The organism is Streptomyces sp. NBC_00654, from assembly GCF_026341775.1.
Taxonomy (GTDB): Bacteria; Actinomycetota; Actinomycetes; order Streptomycetales; family Streptomycetaceae; genus Streptomyces.
In genome coordinates this window covers 1,479,689-1,499,807 of sequence record NZ_JAPEOB010000002.1, presented here as the reverse complement: position 1 = coordinate 1,499,807, position 20,119 = coordinate 1,479,689, and the positions used below count along the sequence as shown (strand labels likewise).

Genomic DNA, 20,119 nt, shown 5'->3' with positions numbered 1-20,119 from the left:
CGGCGCACCGCCCCGCAGCCGGGACAGTCACCGGATCCGGCATGGTCACCGCAGCCGCAGCCGCAGCCGCAGCCGCAGCCGCAGCCGCAGCCGCAGCTGCAGCCGCAATTGCAGGTGCCCGCGCACCCCGCCGTGCCGCCGGCCGCGCCCCCCGCGACCCGGCGCAGACCCGTCGGCGCGGTGGACCTCACCCCCCACCCCGGCGGCGCCCCTCCCGGCCCGCCGCCCACGCACCCCGTCCCGTACCCCGTACCGCTCCGCTACGGCTTCCCCGAGACGCCCGCGGAGACGACGACCCGGCTGCGCCCCGTACGCCCCCGGCGCCGGGGGCGGACCGCGGTGGCGGCCACCTGTGTCGTCCTCGGTCTCGGGCTGATCGGCGGCGCGGCCACCGGCACCTGGCTCACCGGCGACTCCTCGGCCGAACCGGGCACCCGCAGCGCGTACGCCACGGGCCGGACCGTCTGGCACACCGCCCCTGTCGACACCCTCTTCCCGCGCACGCTCAAGGGCATCGGCGCGGGTCCCGGTGCCGCGGACCGGGTCTGGACCCGGATCGCCGTCGCCCCCGACAGCGGCTGCGCCAAGGGGATCGACCCACTGCTCCTGACGACCCTGCGCCCGGCCGGCTGCGAGCGCATGGTGCGGGCCACGTACACCGACGCGACCCGCAGCAGCGTCACCACGGTCGGGATGATCTTCACCGAGGCCTCCGAGGAAGGCATGAGGGCGCTCGCCACCCGTTTCACCGAGCAGCGCCTCGGCGCGCGCAAGGACCTCATGCCCCGTGCGTACGCCGTCGAGGGGACCGTCGCCGCGGCCTTCCGCGACGGGCAGCGCGCCAGCTGGACGGTCCATGTCCTGACCGAACTGCCCGTCGTCGTGTTCGCCGTCTCCGGCTTCGCGGACGGGCGCACCGTCGCCGACCCGCAGCCGGCGGCCGCGGCCACGGCCGCCGGAGCGACGACCGCCGTCGCCCAGGCCGGGCTCGGGCACGAGGCGAAGGGCGTGGCGGACCAGGTCGAGCGCGGGCTGCGCGGGACCGTCACCGACCTCACGGAGAAGCCGGAATGAACCGCCGCCGCCGTGTCCTCGCCGCGGCCTGCGCCGCCACCGTCCTCGCGCTCTCCGCCGCCGCCCCCGCCCACGCGGACGCCATCCGGGACCAGCAGTGGGGACTGGCGGCCCTGCACACCGACCGGGCCTGGCAGACCACCAAGGGCAAGGGCATCACCGTCGCCGTCCTCGACACGGGGGTCGACAACACCCACCCCGACCTCGCCGGACAGGTACTCCCCGGCAAGGACCTCATCGGCTTCGGCGCCGGCCGGGGCGACGCGGCCTGGGCCCTGCACGGCACCGCGATGGCCGGCATCATCGCGGGCCGCGGACGAGGTCCGGGGCGCGGTGACGGCATCCTCGGCATCGCCCCGGAGGCACGGATCCTCCCGGTCCGGGTGATCCTGGAGTCCAACGACCCGTCCCGCGCCAAGGCCCGCAAGTCCCGCGGCACCGCGCTCGCCGAAGGCATCCGCTGGGCCACCGACCACGGCGCCGATGTCATCAACCTCTCCCTGGGCGACGACAGCAAGTCCGCGCACCCCGAGCCGGGCGAGGACGCCGCGATCCAGTACGCCCTGGGCAAGGGCGTCTCCGTCATCGCCTCGGCGGGCAACGGCGGCGAGAAGGGGGACCGGGTCTCCTACCCGGCCGCCTACCCCGGGGTCATCGCGGTCGCGGCCGTCGACAAGCAGGGCACGCACGCCTCGTTCTCCACCCGGCGCTGGTACGCCACCGTCAGCGCGCCCGGCGTCGACATCGTCGTCGCCAACCCGGACCGCAAGTACTACATCGAGTGGGGCACCTCGGCCGCCTCGGCCTTCGTCTCCGGAGCCGTGGCCCTCGTCCGCGCCGCCCACCCCGGGCTCACACCGGCCCAGATCAAGAAGCTCCTCGCGGACACCGCCCGCGACGCCCCGGCCAACGGCCGTGACGACGCCCGCGGTTACGGCATCGTCGACCCCGCCGAGGCCATCGAGACCGGCTCCCGGCTGCGCCCCGCCGACCTGAGCGCCCGGTCCGCCACCACCGGCTACCGCGAGCGGTACTTCGGACCGGGCCCCACCCCGCCGCACCGGGAACCGGGCCCCGTGAACTGGCTGGCCCCGGCCGCGGGCGGCCTCGGCGCCGTCCTGCTGGCCCTGGCCGTCGTCCTGTGGCGGGGCAGGACGCTCACCGGGCGCCGCTGACCGCCGGGACCGCCGCCCCGCGGGCCGGAGCTCCGGCTGCCGCCCCGACCTGTTGTCGGGGCGGCAGAGCGCAGGGACTACGCTCGTCCCGTGGCGCTCAAGAACATTCCGGACCCCGGTTTCTCCGACGACGACGGCACGGCCGCTCCCGCACTGACGGCGGCGCTCGCCGCCTGGTCGCAGGACCGTACGGCGGTCGGCCCGGTCCTCGAAGCGCTCCGGGGCGCCCGGCTGCTCGTTCCCGTGGTCGCCGTCCTCGGCGAGGTCGAGGAGGACGAGAACGGGCTGCGCCGCGAGAAGACCAGCGACATGGCGGTGCCCACGCTCCAGGCCGGTGACCGGCGCGCGCTGCCCGCCTTCACCTCCACCGCCTCGCTGGCCCGCTGGGACCCCGCGGCCCGCCCCGTCGCCGTACCCCTGCACCAGGCGCTCCAGGCCGCCGCGCACGAGAAGGCCGACACGGTGGTGCTGGATCTCGCGGGGCCGGTCGCGTTCGAGCTCACCGGCCCGGCACTGCTGGCGCTGGCCGAGAACCGCACCAGTACCGACCCGCTCCAGGACCCGGCGGTCGTCGCGGCGGTACGCGACACCGTCGCCGCCGAACCCGCGGTCGTCCGTGCCCACCTCGGTCCGGGCCGGGCCGACGGCACCCTCGCGCTGGTTCTCGCCCCGGACGCCGTGCCCGCCGAGGCGGCCCGCCGCGTCGCCGAGGCGTTGTCGGCCAGCGAGGTCCTGCGGGCCAGGCTGGTACGCGGCCTCGATCTGGCGCTGCTGCCCGCCGGGGCGGCCACCGAGGGTGACCCGCTGTTCACTCGCTGATCGCCCGAACGGCTCAACGCGCGCATCTCTCTCCGCGCCGTGAGAATTGACGGGTAATCGGTTGAAACCGACCGATCGCCCCAGATCTCGCGAGGTGGTTGTATGCAGACGCGGACAGTGGTGTCGGAGTTCCTGGGCACGCTGCTGCTGGTCTTCTTCGCCGTCGGATCGGCGGTGCTCGCCGTCGAGTACATCGGGACGGTGGGCATCGCCCTCGCGTTCGGATTCACCCTGCTCGCGCTCGCCTACGCGCTGGGCCCGATCTCCGGATGCCATGTGAACCCCGCGGTCACGCTGGGCATGCTCGTGGCCCGCCGGATCGACCTCCGTACGGCCGTCGAGTACTGGGTGGCCCAGTTCCTCGGCGCCATCGTGGGTGCGGCCCTGCTCTTCCTGCTCGCGAAGCAGGTTCCGGGGCTGAAGACGAGCGGCGCGTTCGGGAGCAACGGCTACGACGACCGGTCGGCCGTCGGGATCAACCTGGGCGGGGCCTTCCTCGCCGAGGTGGTGCTGACCTTCCTGCTGGTGTTCGTGGTGCTCGCGGTGACCCACAAGGTCGCGGTCGTCGGCTTCGACGGGCTCCCCATCGGGCTGTCCCTCGCGGTGATCCACCTGGTGGGCATCCCGCTGACCGGTACCTCGGTCAACCCGGCCCGGAGCCTCGGACCGGCTCTGTTCGCGGGCGGCGCGGCCCTCTCCCAGCTGTGGCTGTTCATCGTGGCGCCCCTGGTCGGCGGTGCCATCGCGGCGTACGCGCACCGGCTGACCCACCCGGTGCCGGCCCAGGAGGCCGCCGGGCTCGGCGGGACCGGCTGAGCGGGAAGGGGGCGACGCCCCGGCCCGGACGCGAAGCGCGGGCCCGCCTCCCGTGAGGGGAGGCGGGCCCGCGCGGTGGGCCGTGGGGGAGCGGTCAGCCGTAGACCGGGCCGGTGTACTTCTCGCCGGGGCCCTGGCCGGGCTCGTCCGGCACCAGCGACGCCTCGCGGAACGCCAGCTGGAGCGACTTCAGGCCGTCCCGCAGCGGGGAGGCGTGGAAGGTGCTGATCTCCGTGGTGCTCGCGTCCAGCAGGCCGGCCAGCGCCTGGACCAGCTTGCGCGCCTCGTCCAGGTCCTTGTGCTGCTCGCCCTCCTCGGTCAGGCCGAGCTTCACGGCGGCCGCGCTCATCAGGTTGACGGCGACCGTGACGATCACCTCGACCGCGGGGACCTCCGCGATGTCGCGGGCCATGTCGTCGAAGCCGGGAGAAGCGGGAGAACCGGTGCTGGGGGTCGCGTCACTCATGCCCCACACGATAAGGCCAGGCCCGGACCTCACCGCCCGCGGGAGCCCGGAGCCGGGGGATTCGCGCGCCCGCCACCGGGCTGCTAACCTTGTGTAACGACCGGCCGGACATCTATGTGCCCGGCCCACAAGTGGAGGCTCCGATCTCCCACCTGGCTGTCCTTCTGGGACGGCGGGTCACCGGTCAGGTGGCGACCATCGTTCCGTACGGACGATGGAGCCGCCCGATGCGCCCCGCGGTTGAACGCGGCGGTGTTCCGGTATTTCCAGGAGCCCCGCCTGTGTCCCGTCCGGGGCATTTTTGATGTTCCGGCTCGGTTGGTCTGACGAAACAGACGTTACGCGGCTGTCCGCCAGGCGGTCCGCGTGGTGCTACCGAGGAGGATCCATCAGCGCCGAGCCCCGCATCAACGACCGGATTCGCGTTCCCGAGGTGCGACTTGTCGGTCCCAGCGGCGAGCAGGTCGGGATTGTTCCGCTTGCCAAGGCCCTGGAACTCGCACAGGAGTACGACCTCGACCTGGTCGAGGTGGCGGCGACCGCCCGTCCGCCCGTGTGCAAGCTCATGGACTACGGGAAGTTCAAGTACGAGTCGGCCATGAAGGCCCGTGAGGCGCGCAAGAACCAGGCGCACACGGTCATCAAGGAGATGAAGCTCCGGCCGAAGATCGACCCGCACGACTATGACACCAAGAAGGGTCACGTCGTCCGGTTCCTCAAGCAGGGCGACAAGGTCAAGATCACGATCATGTTCCGTGGTCGTGAGCAGTCCCGCCCCGAGCTGGGCTTCCGACTGCTCCAGCGTCTCGCTTCGGATGTCGAGGACCTCGGTTTCATCGAGTCCAACCCGAAGCAGGACGGCCGGAACATGATCATGGTTCTGGGCCCGCACAAGAAGAAGACCGAAGCCATGGCCGAGGCCCGTGAGGCCCAGGCCGCCCGCAAGGCGGAGCGTCAGGGCTACGCGCCCGACGCCGAGTCCGAGGGTGAGGCTGCCGAGGCTCCTGCCGCGGCCGCCGAGGCTCCGACCGAGACACCCTCCGAGGCGTGACCTTCGGGGGCCGCCATCCAGGCGCCCCGGGTCCCCGCGGAATCCCATAGAGATCTGACGCCCCTGCAGTCCGGTGCCCGCACCGTGAGGGGCGCCACTGACGAGGAGAGAACGGCGCGATGCCGAAGAACAAGACGCACAGCGGTGCCAGCAAGCGCTTCAAGATCACCGGCTCCGGCAAGGTGCTCCGCGAGAGGGCCGGCAAGCGCCACCTGCTCGAGCACAAGTCGTCCAAGAAGACCCGCTCGCTGACCGGCACGGTCGTCGTGGCTCCGGCCGACGCCAAGAAGATCAAGAAGCTTCTCGGCAAGTGAGGTCCGGCCCCCGGTGAATCCGGGGGCACGACCTCGATCACACCGGGACCAATTCGTTTCCGGGCCGTGTGAGGACAACCACGGCCCCGCTACAAGGAGTTAACAAGTGGCACGCGTCAAGCGGGCAGTCAACGCCCACAAGAAGCGCCGGGCAATTCTCGAGGCCGCCAGCGGCTACCGCGGTCAGCGTTCGCGCCTGTACCGCAAGGCCAAGGAGCAGGTCACCCACTCCCTGGTCTACAACTACAACGACCGCAAGAAGCGCAAGGGCGACTTCCGTCAGCTGTGGATCCAGCGCATCAACGCCGCTGCCCGCCAGAACGGCATGACGTACAACCGCCTCATCCAGGGTCTGAAGGCCGCCAACATCGAGGTGGACCGCAAGATCCTGGCCGAGCTCGCGGTCAACGACGCCAACGCGTTCGCCGCCCTCGTCGAGGTTGCCCAGAAGGCCCTCCCGAGCGACGTCAACGCCCCGAAGGCCGCCTGACCCAGGCCGCTCTTCCAGGTACCGAGCCGGACCCGCAGGCGTACACCGTCTGCGGGTCCGGTGCGTTGCACCACCTGAACCCCACCTCCGTACGCAGAGAGGCTCGCCGCCGACCATGGGCACCCCCGAACTGATCTCCCCGCGCTCGCCCCGTGTCACCGCCGCCCGGCGGCTGGCCAAGCGAAACTTCCGCGGCAAGGAGCGCCGGTTCATCGCCGAGGGGCCGCAGGCCGTCCGCGAGGCCGCCGGGCACCGGGGCAGCGACGGCGAGCCGACACTCATCGAGCTGTTCGCCACCGTCGAGGCCGCCGAGCGGTACACCGACATCGTCGAGGCCGCCCACGCCGCGGGCGCCCGGGTGCATCTCGCCGACAGTGAGGTACTGGCCGATGTGTCGCAGACCGTCACCCCGCAGGGTCTGATCGGCGTCTGCCGCTTCCTGGACTCGCCGTTCGAACAGATCCTCGCCGCGAAGCCCACGCTGGTGGCCGTGCTCGCCAATGTACGGGACCCCGGGAACGCCGGTACGGTGCTGCGCTGCGCCGACGCGGCGGGCGCCGACGCGGTCGTGCTCACCGATGCCTCGGTGGACCTCTACAACCCCAAGTCGGTACGGGCGTCGGTCGGGTCGCTGTTCCATCTGCCGGTCGCCGTCGGCGTCCCCGTCGAGCACGCCGTGCGCGGACTGCGGGACGCGGGGGTGCGGATCCTCGCCGCCGACGGCGCGGGCGCCGACGACCTCGACGACGAGCTGGACGCGGGCACCATGGGCGGGCCCACCGCCTGGGTCTTCGGCAACGAGGCCTGGGGCCTCCCCGAGGAGACCCGCGCACTGGCCGACGCCGTGGTCCGGGTCCCCATCCACGGCAAGGCGGAGAGCCTGAACCTCGCGACCGCCGCGGCCGTCTGCCTGTACGCCTCCGCACGGGCACAGCGCCCCCGCCGTACCGCCTGAGCGGCCGTACCCGCCTCCCCGCGGCGCCCCCGGAACCGGTGTACATGTGTTCACCGACGGTTACCGGCCACGGTCCGGGCCCGTGCCACCGGCGCACCGGCCGAGTGCGCCCCCGCAGGGTGTCGCTCGTTCCCCGACGACTAGTAGGGTGACGAACTCGGGGGCCCACTGCACCGGTTCGAGAGGTGGGGTACGGGAATATGGCTGTCGGCATGAGTCCGCGTCAGGCACACAAGGCCGTCGTGCGCACCGGGGCGGACCGGGACGGCACCGGCCCGGACACCACGGACACCGTCGGCGACCTCCGGGGCGGCCTTCTCCCCGGCGTCGACCCGGACGACCTTCCCGACGGCCTCGTCGTCGCCGACGAGAGCGGCCGGGTCGTCTGCTTCAACGCCGCCGCCGCCCGGATCACCGCCACCCCCGCCGCCGCCGTACTCGGCCGGTCCCTGGAGCACGCGCTGCCCCTGGAGGACCTCAAGGGGAAGCGCTGGTGGTCGCTGACGGACCCCTACGGGGGCCTCGCCACCCGGGGCGGACAGCCCGAGCGCAATCTCCTGCTGCCAGGTGGCCGTGAGGTCCTGGTCTCCGCACGGTACGTACGCGAACGGCCCACCGGCCCGGTGCGCCGGGTGGTGGTCTCCCTGCGCGGGACCGAGGCCCGCCGCCGTACCGAACGCAGCCACGCCGAGCTGATCGCCACGGTCGCCCATGAGCTGCGCTCCCCGCTGACCTCGGTCAAGGGCTTCACCGCGACGCTGCTCGCCAAGTGGGAGCGGTTCACCGACGACCAGAAGCGGCTCATGCTGGAGACCGTCGACGCCGACGCGGGCCGGGTCACCCGGCTCATCGCCGAACTGCTCGACATCTCCCGGATCGACTCCGGCCGCCTCGAACTGCGCCGTCAGCCCGTCGACATCTCCGCCGCCGTCGAACGCCACGTCCAGGCCCTCACCGCGAACGGCCAGGCGCCCGACCGCTTCCTCGTCCGCACCCGGCAGCCGCTGCCCGATCTGTGGGCCGACCCCGACAAGGTCGACCAGGTGCTCGGCAACCTGCTGGAAAACGCGGTGCGTCACGGCGAGGGAACCGTCACCATTGAGATCGCCCCCGCACCCGCGCCGGCGAACAGTGACGAGACAGGGACGGCGGTCACCGTGAGCGACGAAGGTCCCGGCATCCCCGAGGAGTCGATGGGCCGCGTCTTCACCCGCTTCTGGCGGGGCAGCAAGCGCGGCGGGACCGGCCTGGGCCTGTACATCGTCAAGGGCATCGTCGAGGCACACGGCGGCACGATCACCGTCGGCCGGGGGCCCGGCGGCGGCGCGCAGTTCCGATTTATTCTGCCCGTGAGCGCGCCGGGCTACTTGAGCTAGCAGAACCCTTCGGACCGGGCGGTGGCGGGCGACGGGCGGGCCCGACCGGCCCGCGGGCCCCCTCCGCTTCGCGCGGCCTTTAGACTCGACCATTGGCACCTTTGTGTCCTCCAGGCGTCGAGCGGAGCCACGGAGGTCCGGGGGTATCCCCCGGTAAGAGCAGTATCAGCCAATCGGAAGCACGGGAAGAGATGTCGGCACCGAACAAGTCGTACGACCCAGTCGAGGTCGAGGCACTGAAACCGGAAGAGATCGAGCGCCTGCGGGACGAGGCGTTCGCCGCCTTCGCCGCCGCGGGCGACCTCGACGCGCTCGCCCAGGCGAAGACCGCGCACACCGGAGGTACCTCGCCGCTGTCCCTCGCCAACCGCGAGATCGGCGCCCTGCCGCCGCAGGCCAAGGCCGAGGCGGGCAAGCGCGTGGGTCAGGCCCGCGGCGCCGTCTCCAAGGCCCTGGCCGCCCGCCAGGCGGAGCTGGAGGCCGAGCGCGACGCCCGGGTCCTGGTCGAGGAGGCGGTGGATGTCACACTGCCCTACGACCGCACCCCGGCCGGCGCCCGGCACCCGCTCACGACCATCATGGAGCGCGTCGCGGACGTCTTCGTGGCCATGGGCTACGAGATCGCGGAGGGCCCCGAGGCCGAGGCGGAGTGGTTCAACTTCGACGCCCTGAACTTCGTGCCCGACCACCCGGCCCGGCAGATGCAGGACACCTTCTTCGTCCGGGGCACCACGCCCGAGGGCAGGCCGACCACGGGCGACGAGTCCGGTGTCGTACTGCGTACACACACCTCGCCGGTCCAGGCCCGCTCCCTGCTGGAGCGCAAGCCCCCCGTCTACGTCGTCTGCCCGGGGCGGGTCTACCGCACCGACGAGCTCGACGCCACGCACACCCCGGTCTTCCACCAGATCGAGCTGCTCGCCGTCGACGAGGGCCTGACCATGGCCGACCTCAAGGGCACCCTGGACCACATGGTCCAGGCGCTCTTCGGGCCGGACATGAAGACCCGGCTGCGGCCGAACTTCTTCCCGTTCACCGAGCCGTCCGCCGAGATGGACATGGTCTGCTACGTCTGCCGCGGCGAGTCCGTCGGCAACCCGGACCGTCCCTGCCGCACCTGCGGCAGCGAGGGCTGGATCGAGCTGGGCGGCTGCGGCATGGTCAACCCCAAGGTGCTCGTCGCCTGCGGTGTCGACCCCCAGAAGTACAGCGGATTCGCCTTCGGGTTCGGCATCGAACGGATGCTGATGTTCCGCCACAACGTCGAAGACATGCGAGACATGGTCGAGGGTGACGTCCGGTTCACCCGGCCGTTCGGGATGGAGATCTGATGCGCGTCCCGCTTTCCTGGCTGCGGGAGTACGTCGACCTGCCGGCGACGGAGACCGGCCGTGACGTACAGGCCAAGCTCGTCGCCGTCGGCCTGGAGGTCGAGACCGTCGAGCAGATCGGCGCCGGCCTCAAGGGCCCCCTGGTCGTCGGACAGGTCCTGACCATCGAGGAGCTGGAGGGCTTCAAGAAGCCCATCCGCTTCTGCACGGTGAACGTCGGCACCGCCAACGGCACCGGTGAGCCGCAGGAGATCGTCTGCGGAGCCCGTAACTTCTCCGTCGGCGACAAGGTCGTCGTGGTCCTGCCCGGTGCCGTGCTGCCCGGCGACTTCGCGATCGCCGCGCGCAAGACGTACGGCAGGACCTCGCACGGCATGATCTGCTCCACCGACGAGCTCGGCATGGGCGACGACGGCACCCACGGCATCATCGTGCTGCCGCCGGAGCACGAGGCCGGTACCGACGCGATCGAGCTGCTCCAGCTCGTCGACGAGGTCCTCGACATCGCCGTCACGCCGGACCGGGGCTACTGCCTGTCCATGCGCGGTGTCGCCCGTGAGACGGCCATCGCCTACGGGCTTCCGCTGCGCGACCCGGCGCTCCTGGACGTGCCCGCGCCGAACGCGTACGGCTACCCGGTCAAGGTGGCCGACCCGATCGGCTGCGACCGCTTCACCGCGCGCACCGTCACCGGTCTGGACCCCGAGGCGCGTTCCCCGATCTGGATGCAGCGCCGTCTGCAGAAGGCCGGGATGCGTCCGATCTCGCTGGCCGTGGACATCACCAACTACGTGATGCTGGAGCTCGGCCAGCCGCTGCACGCCTACGACCGCACGCGGGTCGACGGGCCGATCGGGGTGCGCCGCGCCCAGCAGGGCGAGAAGCTCACCACCCTCGACGGCACCGTACGGGTACTGGACGCCGCGGACCTGGTCATCACCGACAACCGCGGGCCGATCGGCCTCGCCGGTGTCATGGGCGGCGCCAACACCGAGATCGCCGACGCCCGGAACGGCGAGAGCCACACCACCGAGGTCGTCATCGAGGCCGCGCACTTCGACGCGATCTCGATCGCCCGGACCGCGCGCCGCCACAAGCTGTCCTCCGAGGCGTCCAAGCGCTTCGAGCGCGGCGTCGACCCGCAGGCCGCCGCCGCTGCCGCGCAGCGCACCGTCGACCTGCTGGTCCTCGTCGCGGGCGGCACCGCCGAGGCGGGCGTCACCGAGATCAGTGCTCCCTCGGCGCCCCGCACCATCGCGATGCCCGCCGACCATCCGGACCGGGTCGCCGGTGTGGACTACGGCCGCGAGACCGTCGTACGCCGCCTCCAGCAGGTCGGCTGCGACGTCTACGGGCAGGACGAGCTCATCGTCACGGTGCCGTCCTGGCGCCCCGACCTGAACGAGCCGAACGATCTGGCCGAAGAGGTCATCCGGCTGGAGGGCTACGAGAACCTCCCGTCCACCCTGCCGACGCCGCCGTCCGGCCGCGGGCTCACCGACCGCCAGCGGCTGCACCGCCGCATCGGCCGGGTGCTCGCCGGATCGGGCTATGTCGAGGCGCTGAGCTACCCGTTCATCGGCGACGCCGTCCTGGACCAGCTCGGACTGGACGAGGACGACGCCCGCCGGCGTACGGTCAAGCTCGTCAACCCGCTGTCCGACGAGGAACCGGCACTGCGCACCACGCTGCTGCCCGGCCTCCTCGGCGCACTGCGGCGCAACGACGGCCGCGGCAGCCACGACCTCGCGCTCTTCGAGACCGGGCTGGTCTTCCGGCCGACCGGCCAGGAGACCCGCGCCGTACGGCTGCCCGTCGACCGGCGGCCCTCCGCCGAGGAGATCGCCGCACTCGACGCCGCACTGCCGCGCCAGCCGCGCCACGCCGCCGTCGTCCTCGCGGGCGCCCGCGAGCAGGCCGGCTGGTGGGGCAAGGGCCGTCCCGCCGACTGGGCGGACTCCGTCGAGGCCGCGCGGGCGATCGCCCGTGAGGCGGGCGTCGAACTCACCGTCCGCGCCGACCAGCACCAGCCGTGGCACCCCGGCCGCTGCGCCGCGCTGTTCGTCACGGTGAACGGCGAGGAGACCCTGTTCGGTCACGCGGGCGAACTGCACCCGCGCGTCATCAAGGAGCTCCACCTGCCCGAGCGGACCTGCGCCATGGAGGTCGAGCTCGACGTCCTGGAACAGGCCGTCGACGGCGCGCTCCAGGCGCCCCGGATCTCCGCCTTCCCGGTGGCCACCCAGGACGTCGCGCTGATCGTCGCCCAGGACGTGCCCGCCGCCGAGGTGGAGCGCGCCCTGCGTGAGGGAGCGGGTGAACTCCTCGAATCGCTGCGGCTGTTCGACGTGTTCACCGGTGACCAGATCGGTGCGGACCGCAAGTCCCTGGCGTACGCGCTGCGGTTCCGCGCCGCGGACCGCACGCTGACCGTCGAGGAGGCCTCGGCCGCCCGTGACCGCGCGGTCGCCCTGGCCGCCGAGCGCACCGGCGCGGTGCTGCGCGGCGCCTGACGCACAGCACGGCCGCACAGCGGGGAGGGGCGTGACCGGTGCACCGGTCACGCCCCTCCCTCATGTCCCGCCGAGCGGCGCGGGGACCGCACGCGGACCCGGAGGCGGAACCGGGAGGAACTCGGTTCCGGCCTCGTTCCGCGGCCACCCTCCTCTTCGTTGGGCAGTGGGTCGTGCGGTCCGGCGCCGTCCGGCCGGCCACGGAGTGTCGGGCAGGCCGGCTGGGCGGACGGCGCGGGTGCGGGCCGTCGTCTGTACGAGGGGGAGCCGACGACCCGGCCGCCTCCGGCGGGGACGACCAAGTCAACCGATCCGGGACGGGGAGCGACAGGGCGCACAGCAGGATGGTTCGGGCATTCCGTTCACACCCCGTGTGAACCGTGCTCCACTAGGGTCATTGCGACACGCACCATGGGGGGGCAATGGAGCCCAACATCCTGCTCGAATCCCTGATCGACGAGGCAGGCGTGTCCCGGGCGGGGCTCGCCGGGCACGTCAACCGGGCGGGCCTGGCCCGCGGCCTGAACCTGCGCTACGAACACACGGCGGTGTCCCGCTGGCTCAAGGGACAACGCCCGCGCGGCCAGGTGCCCGACCTCATCTGCGAGGTCCTCGGCGGCAGGCTGCGGCGCCCGGTCGCGCTCGACGACATCGGCATGGGGCGCTCCGGCCCGGACACATCGCCGCACGGCACCACACTGTCCTGCTTCGTCGACCGGGCCACCACACTGTGGCGCGGGGACGAGCAGCACCGCCCGCACCTCGCCACCGCACCCGCGGTCACCGGCACGGCGGCGGTGATGCCGGTCTGGGAGTGGGAGAACCCGCCGGAGGACACGGATGTCTCCCGGCCGGGACCGGTCCGGGTGACCGCGGCCGGCATCGTGGTGCTCAGGGCGGCCCGCGACCACTACGAGCAGATGTACCGCAGGGCCGGTGGCATCGTGACCCGCTCCCGTGTCGTCGGCTTCCTCAACGCCGAGGCGGCACCCCTGCTGCGCGGCGGCTGCGGCGACGCGCTGGGCCGCCGGCTGCACCGGGCGACGGCCGGTCTGGTGGCCGTCGCGGGCATCTGCGCCTACGACTCCGACGCCCATGGCCCGGCGCAGCGCTACTTCCACCAGGCGCTGCGGTTGGCCAAGGCGAGCGGGGACCGGGGGCTGGGCGGCTATGTGATCGCGCTGCTGGTCAACCAGTCGCTGTTCCTGGCCGACTACCGGCGCTCGATCGCCTTCGCGGAGGCGGCGCTGCGGGCCGCCGGAGCGCACATCACCCCGGCGCTGGCCGCCGATCTGTACGCGATGCAGGCGAAGGCCTACGCGCGCCTCGGCGACTCCGCCGGCGCCCGGGCGTGCATCCGGCGCGCCGAGTCCCAGGCGGAGCGCATCAGCGCCGGCCGGGAGCCGGAGGAGACGGGATACGTCCAGCCGGGTCTGGTCGATGTGCAGGTGGCGGAGGCGCTGCTCGGCCTGGGGGACCTGTCGGCCGCGCGGGAACACGCGGTCGCCGCGGTGCGAGCCCCGGCGCACGACCGGGGCATGGTGCACCGGCTCGCCATGCTGACCCGGCTGGAACTGCTGCAGGGCGAGGCCGACCGGGCGGCGTGCACCGCCGCGCACATGGCCGAAAGGGCCCGGGGCATGGATTCCCGGCGGCTGCGCGACCGGCTGTGCTCGGTACGGGAGCACCTGTCGGCGAGCGGCTGCCCGGAAGCCGCGCGGACGGCCGAGATGATCGACGGGGCGCTGCGCGTGCCGCTGTAGTTCTTCCGCCCGCCCCGCCACGAGTGCCCCTCCGGCCCGGGGGCGTCCCGGCCGGCCCCGGAGGGGCAGTGGCGCCACGGGTCAGGCGTACGGGTAGAAGCCCGAGCCTGTCTTGCGGCCGAGCCGGCCCGCGTCCACCATGCGCTGCAGCAGCGGGGGAGCGGCGTACAGCGGCTCCTTGAACTCGGCGTACATCGAGTCGGCCACCGAGGCCACCGTGTCCAGACCGATCAGGTCGGCGAGCTTCAGCGGACCCATCGGGTGGGCACAGCCGAGCTCCATGCCGTTGTCGATGTCCTCACGGCTGGCGATGCCCGACTCGAACATCCGGATCGCGGAGAGCAGATACGGAATCAGCAGCGCGTTCACGACGAAACCGGACCGGTCCTGGGCGCGGATCGCGTGCTTGCCGAGCACGTCGTGGACGACCGACTCGGCGCGCGCGATGGTCTCGTCCGAGGTGGTCAGCGCCGGGATCAGCTCGACGAGCTTCTGCACCGGGGCCGGGTTGAAGAAGTGGATGCCGATGACCCGGTCCGGGCGCGAGGTCGCGACGGCCAGCTTCACCAGCGGGATGGAGGAGGTGTTGGACGCCAGGATCGCGTCCTGCCGGGTCACCACCTGGTCGAGCACCTGGAAGATCTCGGTCTTGACCTGCTCGTTCTCCACGACGGCCTCGATGACGAGATCGCGGTCGGCGAACTCACCGAGGTCGGTGGTGAAGCTGAGCCGGCCGAGGGTCTCGTCGCGCTCGGCTTCGGTGATCTTGCCGCGTTCGGCGGCCTTCGAGAGGGAGTTGTGCAGCCGGGTGCGGCCGATCTCCAGCGCCTCGCCGGTGGTCTCGGCCACCTTCACTTCGAGGCCGCTGCGCGCGCACACCTCCGCGATACCTGCGCCCATCTGGCCACAGCCCACCACCCCGACGCGTGCAATGTCGGCCATAGAGTCCGTCACCTCGTGCCTTTCGCCGTTCTCCGTATCGCAGGGTCCCGTGTGATTCCGGTGCCCGCCTCGACCCCCCGACGTTACTCCGCGACGCGGCCCCGATGGTCCGCGGGTCAACCGGCTGTCAACGGGCATGATGTGCGTCACGCAGTGCTACCGGTCGCGTACGAAGAGGTGGAGAGGTGGAGGGTGCAGGAAATGAGGCATCTGGGGAGAAGAGCGCTCGTGGCGGGCGCGGCCGCGCTGATCGCCGCGACGACGGGCGGTGACGCCATGGCATCCTCGGGTGCGGCGGCCCGCGACAGGGAACGGAGCGGGAAGCCGCACAAGGCGCGTGGGCACCGCCGCGCGGTGGCGCGGAACGAACTGCGCGGGATGTGGATCGCCACGGTCGCGAATCTGGACTGGCCCTCCGCGTCGGGCCGTACGGTGGCGGAGCAGAAGGCCGAGCTGACCGGGTATCTGGACAGGGCCGTCGCGCTCCGGCTCAATACCGTGGTGCTTCAGGTCCGGCCCACCGCCGACGCGCTGTGGCCCTCACCGTACGAACCGTGGGCCCAGTGCCTCACCGGAGTGCAGGGCCGGGACCCGGGCTGGGACCCGCTGGGTACGGCGGTGCGCGAGGCGCACGCCCGCGGACTGGAGCTGCACGCCTGGTTCAACCCGTATCGCGTGGCGAACCACACGGACCCCTCCAAGCTCATCGCCACCCACCCGGCACGGCTGCACCCGGAGTGGATCCTGCCGTACGGCGGGAAGCTCTACTACAACCCGGGGCTGCCCGAGGTCCGCGGCTTCGTCCAGGACGCGATGCTGGACGCGGTGCGCCGGTACGACATCGACGCGGTCCACTGGGACGACTACTTCTACCCCTATCCGGTGGCCGGCCAGGTCTTCGACGACGACGACGCGTACGCGCGCCACGGCGCGGGCTTCCCGGACCGGGCCGCCTGGCGCCGCGACAACATCGACCGGCTGGTGCGGGAGACGGCCGAGCGGATCAAGGCCATCAAGCCGGGTGTCCGGTTCGGGATCAGCCCCTTCGGGGTGTGGCGCAACGCGACGAGCGACCCGCTCGGTTCGGACACCCGGGCCGGGGTGGAGACGTACGACGACCTGTACGCCGACACCCGTAAGTGGATCAAGGAAGGCTGGATCGACTACATCTGCCCGCAGATCTACTGGAACCTCGGGTTCGCCGCAGCCGACTACGCCAAGCTGCTGCCCTGGTGGAACGAGACCGTACGGGGCACGGGCGTCGACCTCTATGTGGGGGAGGCGCTCTACAAGGCCGGCGACCCGGCCCAGCCCGCTGCCTGGCAGGACCCGGCCGAGCTGTCCCGCCACCTCACCTTCGCCCGTGACTACGGCGGCGTCGGCGGGCACATCTTCTTCTCGGGCAGAGCTGTACTGGCCGACCGCATCGGCGCGCTGGCGCGAGTCGCGGCCGATCACTATCCGAGCGCCGTCAGGCGGTCCGGTGACCGTCGCGCCCCGGGCGCCGACGGACGAAGCGGCGGCTGAACCGGCGGCTGAACCGGCGGGGTGCGCCGGGGCCGGGGGCGCACGCCCCCGGCCCTCGGCCCCCGGTTCCTAGTACGTCCCCCGGTCCTTCTCCGCTGCGGTGTGCTGCACGACGCTGTCGGGCCCGGGTGACACCAGTGATTCGTGTCCGTCGGCGAAGCGCACACGGTACGGGGGAGCACCCCCGTCGCCGAGCACTTCGATGATCTCCGCGACACGGTCGTGCTGCCCCACGGTCCTGCCGTGCGTCAGCAGCCGGTCGCCGGCGTGTGCCTCCATCGGGAGTGACCTCCTCACGGATGGTGATCCATGTCGACAAGTCTATGACCGTACGCCAGGATCGCCTCCCGCACGCGGGGCGGCCGCGATACGGACGGGCATGTCCGGTCGAGCTGCGCGGCGGTCTCCGGCCCGGCGGAGATCACGGAGGGCGTCCGCAGGCCGCGCACCGCCTGCGACGGACTCTTCGCCCGCCCCGAACGGGGCGATAGCCTCCGGCCATGAGCGAAACTCCCGAGCACCGTTACGAGATCTCCGCCGACCCCGGCCGGCTCGACCCGGCCCGTATCCACCACTGGCTCTCCACCGACGCCTACTGGGCGCTCGGACGCGCCCGCGAGCACCAGGACCGGGCCATCGCCGGATCGCTGAACTTCGGCGCGTACGACACCGCGTCGGGCGAACAGGTCGCGTACGCCAGGGTCGTCACCGACCAGGCCACCTTCGCCTGGCTCTGCGATGTGTACGTCGACCGCCCGGCCCGCGGCCACGGCCTGGGCACCCGGATAGTGGAGGCCGTCCGCGACCATCTCGCCCCCACCGGCGTACGACGGCTGCTGCTGGCCACCGACGACGCCCACGGTGTGTACGAGAAGGTCGGTTTCACCGGACTGGACAACCCGGAGAAGTGGATGTCCCTCCGGCCCGCCTGATCCGGCATCCCGGGCCCGCCCCCTTGACCGGCGTGGCGTTCGGCCCCACGATCACCGCCATGAGTGTTCGATTCTGCCTGGTCGCCGCGGCGCGCAGCTCCTCCCTGCTGGCCGAGCGCTTCGACGACGACCGGCCGCTCGACCACGCCGGCTGGCACGAGATCCAGCTGGTCGCGCACACCCTGGTGCCGCTCGGCGGGGCCGAACTGCGCTACTGCTCGCCCACCCCGCGCAGTCGCGCGACCGGCGACGCGCTCGGCTTCGCGCCGATGGCGCAGCCCGCCCTCCGGGACTGCGACATGGGCCGCTGGCGGGGCCTGACGCTGGCCGAGGTCACCGCCCGTGAACCGGCCGCGGTCGACGCCTGGCTCGCCGACCCGCGCTCCGCCCCGCACGGCGGTGAATCGCTGCACGCCTTCATCTCGCGGATAGGGGGCTGGCTGGACACCCGCCCCGCCCGCGACGGTCTCATCGTCGCGGTCGCCGAACCGGCGGTGATCCGTGCCGCCCTGGTCTACGCGCTGAACGCCCCGCCACCGGCGTACTGGAACGTGGACGTCCGCCCGCTCTCCACCCTCACGCTGACCGGTCTCCCGGGCCGCTGGAGCGTGAACCTCGAAGCCGGTGCCGGCTGACCGGCCGCCCGGCGCCTTTCCTCCGGTCCGACCGGTCGGTACGTTACGGGCAGCAGGGTTCCCGTGGGCGTGGGCCCCGGACGAGGAGGCCAGGGTGCCGCAGATCCAGGGTCATTGCGACGAACGGTTCGCCGGGGTGCGCGAGGCGTTCGAGCGGAACTTCACGGAGCGCGGCGAGCTGGGTGCGGCCGTCACCGTCCTGGTCGACGGGACGCCGGTGGCCGACCTCTGGGGCGGCTGGGCGGACGCGGCCGGGACCCGCCGCTGGGAGCGGGACACCCTCGTCAACGTCTGGTCCACCGGCAAGGGGCCCATGGCCCTCTGTGCCCACCTCCTGGCCGACCGCGGCCTGCTCGACCTGGACGCGCCCGTCGCCGCGTACTGGCCGGAGTTCGCCGCCGCCGGCAAGGGATCCGTCCTCGTACGCCACCTCCTCTCGCACCGGGCCGGCCTGGCCGGACTCCGCGAGCCGCACACCCTGGCGGAGCTGTACGACTGGGAGCTGACCTGTGCCCGGCTGGCGGCCACCGAACCCTGGTGGGAGCCCGGCACCCGGTCCGGCTACCACGCGCTCTCCTACGGTTTCCTGGTCGGTGAGGTGGTCCGCCGGATCAGCGGGCTGATGCCGGGGGAGTTCCTGCGGCGGGAGATCACCGGGCCGCTCGGCATCGACTTCACCTTCGGGCTCCCGGAGAAGGACACGGACCGCGTCGCCGAACTCGTCCGGGCGAAGCCCCTGAGCGACGAGGGGGGCGAGCACTTCGCACGGTTGCGGCCGGTGGCCATCGCCTCTCTCGCCAACCCCGCCACCGGTGTGGCCGTGGCCAACACACCGCGGTGGCGGTCCGCCGAGATCCCCGCGGCCAACGGCCACGGGACGGCCCGTGCGGTCGCCTCCCTGTACGGCATCGTCGCCGGGCGCGGCAGTCTGGCCGGCCGGCGCGTCCTGTCGGAGAGGGCGGCCGAACGGGTCCGTGAAGGCCAGGGCAGCTGCCGGGACCTGGTGCTCGGCCCCGGCTTCGCCCATGACACCGAGATCGGACTCGGCCTGTGGCTGAGCGGCCCGAACCGCTCGTACGGCCCCAACCCGGCGGCGGTCGGCCACGACGGCGCGGGCGGCTCCTGCGGCCTGGCCGACCCGGAGGCCGGAGTCGCGCTCGGCTATGTCATGAACCGGATGGGTACGGGCATCACGGACGACCCGCGCAAGAGAGCGCTGGTCGAGGCGGTGTACGCGGCGCTCCGGCGGCCGGGCGGGCGGCCCCGGAACCCGGCTCGGTGATTCATCGGCCGTCCCCGGGTTTCACCTGTGGTTGTCAGGAGTGTGAGGATGGCTCCATGACAACCAAGGTCTTCTTCGACATCACCATCAATGACGAGCCCGCAGGGCGGATCAACTTCAACCTGTTCGACGACGTCGTGCCCAGGACGGCGGACAACTTCCGTGCCCTGGCGACCGGCGAGAAGGGCTTCGGCTACAAGGGCTCCTCCTTCCACCGGGTCATCCCGGACTTCATGCTCCAGGGCGGCGACTTCACCCGGGGCGACGGCACGGGCGGCAAGAGCATCTACGGCGAGAAGTTCGCCGACGAGAACTTCAAGCTCACCCACGACCGTCCCGGTCTGCTGTCGATGGCCAACGCCGGACCGAACTCCAACGGTTCGCAGTTCTTCATCACGACCGTCGTGACCTCCTGGCTGGACGGCAAGCACGTCGTCTTCGGCGAGGTCGACGGCGAGGACAGCATGGAGCTGGTCCGCAAGATCGAGAGCCTGGGCACGCCGAACGGCCGTACCCGCGCCAAGGTCACCATCGCCGACTGCGGCGTTCTCTGACCTTTCCAGGACCTGTACGGGCCCGCGGCTGAGCCGGCCGGCCGACGTCGCACCGTCGGCCGGCGCCTCGCCCCGGGCGGCCGGGCCGGGCCGGGCTGTGCCCG

General features: G+C 72.4%; 20 protein-coding genes. 17 read left to right on the top strand and 3 right to left on the bottom strand.

The genetic code is table 11. The features are described 5' to 3' along the window. Positions 1–180 precede the first annotated feature (180 nt). The 4 genes from OHA98_RS26870 to OHA98_RS26855 all read left to right on the top strand — a co-directional run bounded on the left by OHA98_RS26870 (position 181) and on the right by OHA98_RS26855 (position 3,884). Positions 181–1,074 carry a hypothetical protein gene (locus OHA98_RS26870; protein ID WP_266930926.1) on the top strand — a complete coding sequence of 298 codons (894 nt, stop codon included), beginning with the start codon at positions 181–183 and terminating at the stop codon, positions 1,072–1,074. After that, a complete protein-coding gene (mycP, locus tag OHA98_RS26865; RefSeq protein ID WP_266929302.1) occupies positions 1,071–2,249 on the top strand; it encodes a type VII secretion-associated serine protease mycosin in 1,179 nt (392 codons plus the stop codon). Before OHA98_RS26870 ends, mycP begins: the two co-directional genes overlap by 4 nt. Before the next feature lie 90 nt (positions 2,250–2,339). Then, positions 2,340–3,068 (top strand): SseB family protein, encoded by a 729-nt coding sequence (locus OHA98_RS26860; RefSeq protein WP_266929301.1) that lies wholly within the window; start codon positions 2,340–2,342, stop codon positions 3,066–3,068. Between the two features lie 102 nt (positions 3,069–3,170). Further along, positions 3,171–3,884 (top strand): MIP family channel protein, encoded by a 714-nt coding sequence (locus tag OHA98_RS26855; protein WP_266929300.1) that lies wholly within the window; start codon positions 3,171–3,173, stop codon positions 3,882–3,884. Positions 3,885–3,978: 94 nt separating this feature from the next. On the opposite strand, the gene OHA98_RS26850 is transcribed toward OHA98_RS26855, so the two are convergent. After that, positions 3,979–4,350, bottom strand: a complete 372-nt coding sequence (locus tag OHA98_RS26850) for a DUF1844 domain-containing protein (RefSeq protein ID WP_266929299.1) — start codon at positions 4,348–4,350, stop codon at positions 3,979–3,981. A 346-nt stretch (positions 4,351–4,696) separates the two neighbouring features. On the opposite strand from OHA98_RS26850, the gene infC reads away from it, so the two are divergent. From infC to OHA98_RS26810, 8 genes are all read left to right on the top strand, one after another. Beyond that, on the top strand, positions 4,697–5,401 hold the full coding sequence (gene infC, locus OHA98_RS26845) for a translation initiation factor IF-3 (protein ID WP_266930925.1): 705 nt from the start codon (positions 4,697–4,699) through the stop codon (positions 5,399–5,401). A 119-nt stretch (positions 5,402–5,520) separates the two neighbouring features. Beyond that, complete coding sequence (rpmI, locus tag OHA98_RS26840) at positions 5,521–5,715, top strand: 50S ribosomal protein L35 (protein WP_003970213.1); 195 nt, start codon at positions 5,521–5,523, stop codon at positions 5,713–5,715. Between the two features lie 106 nt (positions 5,716–5,821). Continuing rightward, entirely contained in the window at positions 5,822–6,205 is a 384-nt protein-coding gene (gene rplT, locus OHA98_RS26835) for a 50S ribosomal protein L20 (RefSeq protein WP_003970214.1), read from the top strand. A gap of 115 nt (positions 6,206–6,320) precedes the next feature. Continuing rightward, a complete protein-coding gene (locus OHA98_RS26830; protein ID WP_266929298.1) occupies positions 6,321–7,160 on the top strand; it encodes an RNA methyltransferase in 840 nt (279 codons plus the stop codon). 200 nt (positions 7,161–7,360) lie between these two features. After that, complete coding sequence (locus OHA98_RS26825) at positions 7,361–8,536, top strand: ATP-binding protein (protein ID WP_266929297.1); 1,176 nt, start codon at positions 7,361–7,363, stop codon at positions 8,534–8,536. A 191-nt stretch (positions 8,537–8,727) separates the two neighbouring features. Continuing rightward, entirely contained in the window at positions 8,728–9,867 is a 1,140-nt protein-coding gene (gene pheS / locus OHA98_RS26820) for a phenylalanine--tRNA ligase subunit alpha (RefSeq protein ID WP_266929296.1), read from the top strand. Beyond that, entirely contained in the window at positions 9,867–12,380 is a 2,514-nt protein-coding gene (pheT, locus tag OHA98_RS26815; protein ID WP_266929295.1) for a phenylalanine--tRNA ligase subunit beta, read from the top strand. Before pheS ends, pheT begins: the two co-directional genes overlap by 1 nt. A 422-nt stretch (positions 12,381–12,802) precedes the next feature. Then, a complete protein-coding gene (locus tag OHA98_RS26810) occupies positions 12,803–14,143 on the top strand; it encodes a transcriptional regulator (RefSeq protein WP_266929294.1) in 1,341 nt (446 codons plus the stop codon). Between the two features lie 81 nt (positions 14,144–14,224). Here the strand turns inward: OHA98_RS26810 and OHA98_RS26805 are convergent, their stop codons facing one another. Beyond that, a complete protein-coding gene (locus tag OHA98_RS26805) occupies positions 14,225–15,085 on the bottom strand; it encodes a 3-hydroxybutyryl-CoA dehydrogenase (RefSeq protein WP_266929293.1) in 861 nt (286 codons plus the stop codon). A 201-nt stretch (positions 15,086–15,286) separates the two neighbouring features. Here OHA98_RS26805 and OHA98_RS26800 point away from each other — a divergent pair, with 201 nt between their 5' ends. Beyond that, the gene (locus OHA98_RS26800) at positions 15,287–16,612 is read left to right on the top strand and encodes a glycoside hydrolase family 10 protein (protein ID WP_266929291.1); all 1,326 of its coding nucleotides are present in this window, start codon (positions 15,287–15,289) and stop codon (positions 16,610–16,612) included. 69 nt (positions 16,613–16,681) lie between these two features. On the opposite strand, the gene OHA98_RS26795 is transcribed toward OHA98_RS26800, so the two are convergent. After that, complete coding sequence (locus OHA98_RS26795; RefSeq protein ID WP_266929290.1) at positions 16,682–16,891, bottom strand: DUF1918 domain-containing protein; 210 nt, start codon at positions 16,889–16,891, stop codon at positions 16,682–16,684. Between the two features lie 221 nt (positions 16,892–17,112). Here OHA98_RS26795 and OHA98_RS26790 point away from each other — a divergent pair, with 221 nt between their 5' ends. From OHA98_RS26790 to OHA98_RS26775, 4 genes are all read left to right on the top strand, one after another. Continuing rightward, entirely contained in the window at positions 17,113–17,544 is a 432-nt protein-coding gene (locus OHA98_RS26790; RefSeq protein ID WP_266929289.1) for a GNAT family N-acetyltransferase, read from the top strand. 59 nt (positions 17,545–17,603) lie between these two features. Next, positions 17,604–18,179, top strand: a complete 576-nt coding sequence (locus OHA98_RS26785; RefSeq protein WP_266929288.1) for a histidine phosphatase family protein — start codon at positions 17,604–17,606, stop codon at positions 18,177–18,179. A gap of 94 nt (positions 18,180–18,273) precedes the next feature. Further along, positions 18,274–19,461 carry a serine hydrolase domain-containing protein gene (locus tag OHA98_RS26780; protein ID WP_266929287.1) on the top strand — a complete coding sequence of 396 codons (1,188 nt, stop codon included), beginning with the start codon at positions 18,274–18,276 and terminating at the stop codon, positions 19,459–19,461. Positions 19,462–19,517: 56 nt separating this feature from the next. Beyond that, a complete protein-coding gene (locus tag OHA98_RS26775; protein WP_266929286.1) occupies positions 19,518–20,015 on the top strand; it encodes a peptidylprolyl isomerase in 498 nt (165 codons plus the stop codon). The last annotated feature ends 104 nt before the right edge of the window (positions 20,016–20,119 follow it).

What these genes read in the sequence shown, in the direction of transcription:
- pheS (WP_266929296.1), top strand. Translation starts at nt 8,728, where the DNA reads ATGTCGGCACCGAACAAGTCGTACGACCCAGTCGAGGTCGAGGCACTG.
- OHA98_RS26805 (WP_266929293.1), bottom strand. Translation starts at nt 15,085, where the DNA reads ATGGCCGACATTGCACGCGTCGGGGTGGTGGGCTGTGGCCAGATGGGC.
- OHA98_RS26795 (WP_266929290.1), bottom strand. Translation starts at nt 16,891, where the DNA reads ATGGAGGCACACGCCGGCGACCGGCTGCTGACGCACGGCAGGACCGTG.
- pheT (WP_266929295.1), top strand. Translation starts at nt 9,867, where the DNA reads ATGCGCGTCCCGCTTTCCTGGCTGCGGGAGTACGTCGACCTGCCGGCG.
- OHA98_RS26775 (WP_266929286.1), top strand. Translation starts at nt 19,518, where the DNA reads ATGACAACCAAGGTCTTCTTCGACATCACCATCAATGACGAGCCCGCA.
- OHA98_RS26790 (WP_266929289.1), top strand. Translation starts at nt 17,113, where the DNA reads ATGAGCGAAACTCCCGAGCACCGTTACGAGATCTCCGCCGACCCCGGC.
- OHA98_RS26830 (WP_266929298.1), top strand. Translation starts at nt 6,321, where the DNA reads ATGGGCACCCCCGAACTGATCTCCCCGCGCTCGCCCCGTGTCACCGCC.
- OHA98_RS26825 (WP_266929297.1), top strand. Translation starts at nt 7,361, where the DNA reads ATGGCTGTCGGCATGAGTCCGCGTCAGGCACACAAGGCCGTCGTGCGC.
- OHA98_RS26800 (WP_266929291.1), top strand. Translation starts at nt 15,287, where the DNA reads ATGAGGCATCTGGGGAGAAGAGCGCTCGTGGCGGGCGCGGCCGCGCTG.
- OHA98_RS26850 (WP_266929299.1), bottom strand. Translation starts at nt 4,350, where the DNA reads ATGAGTGACGCGACCCCCAGCACCGGTTCTCCCGCTTCTCCCGGCTTC.
- rpmI (WP_003970213.1), top strand. Translation starts at nt 5,521, where the DNA reads ATGCCGAAGAACAAGACGCACAGCGGTGCCAGCAAGCGCTTCAAGATC.
- OHA98_RS26785 (WP_266929288.1), top strand. Translation starts at nt 17,604, where the DNA reads ATGAGTGTTCGATTCTGCCTGGTCGCCGCGGCGCGCAGCTCCTCCCTG.
- OHA98_RS26855 (WP_266929300.1), top strand. Translation starts at nt 3,171, where the DNA reads ATGCAGACGCGGACAGTGGTGTCGGAGTTCCTGGGCACGCTGCTGCTG.
- OHA98_RS26810 (WP_266929294.1), top strand. Translation starts at nt 12,803, where the DNA reads ATGGAGCCCAACATCCTGCTCGAATCCCTGATCGACGAGGCAGGCGTG.
- mycP (WP_266929302.1), top strand. Translation starts at nt 1,071, where the DNA reads ATGAACCGCCGCCGCCGTGTCCTCGCCGCGGCCTGCGCCGCCACCGTC.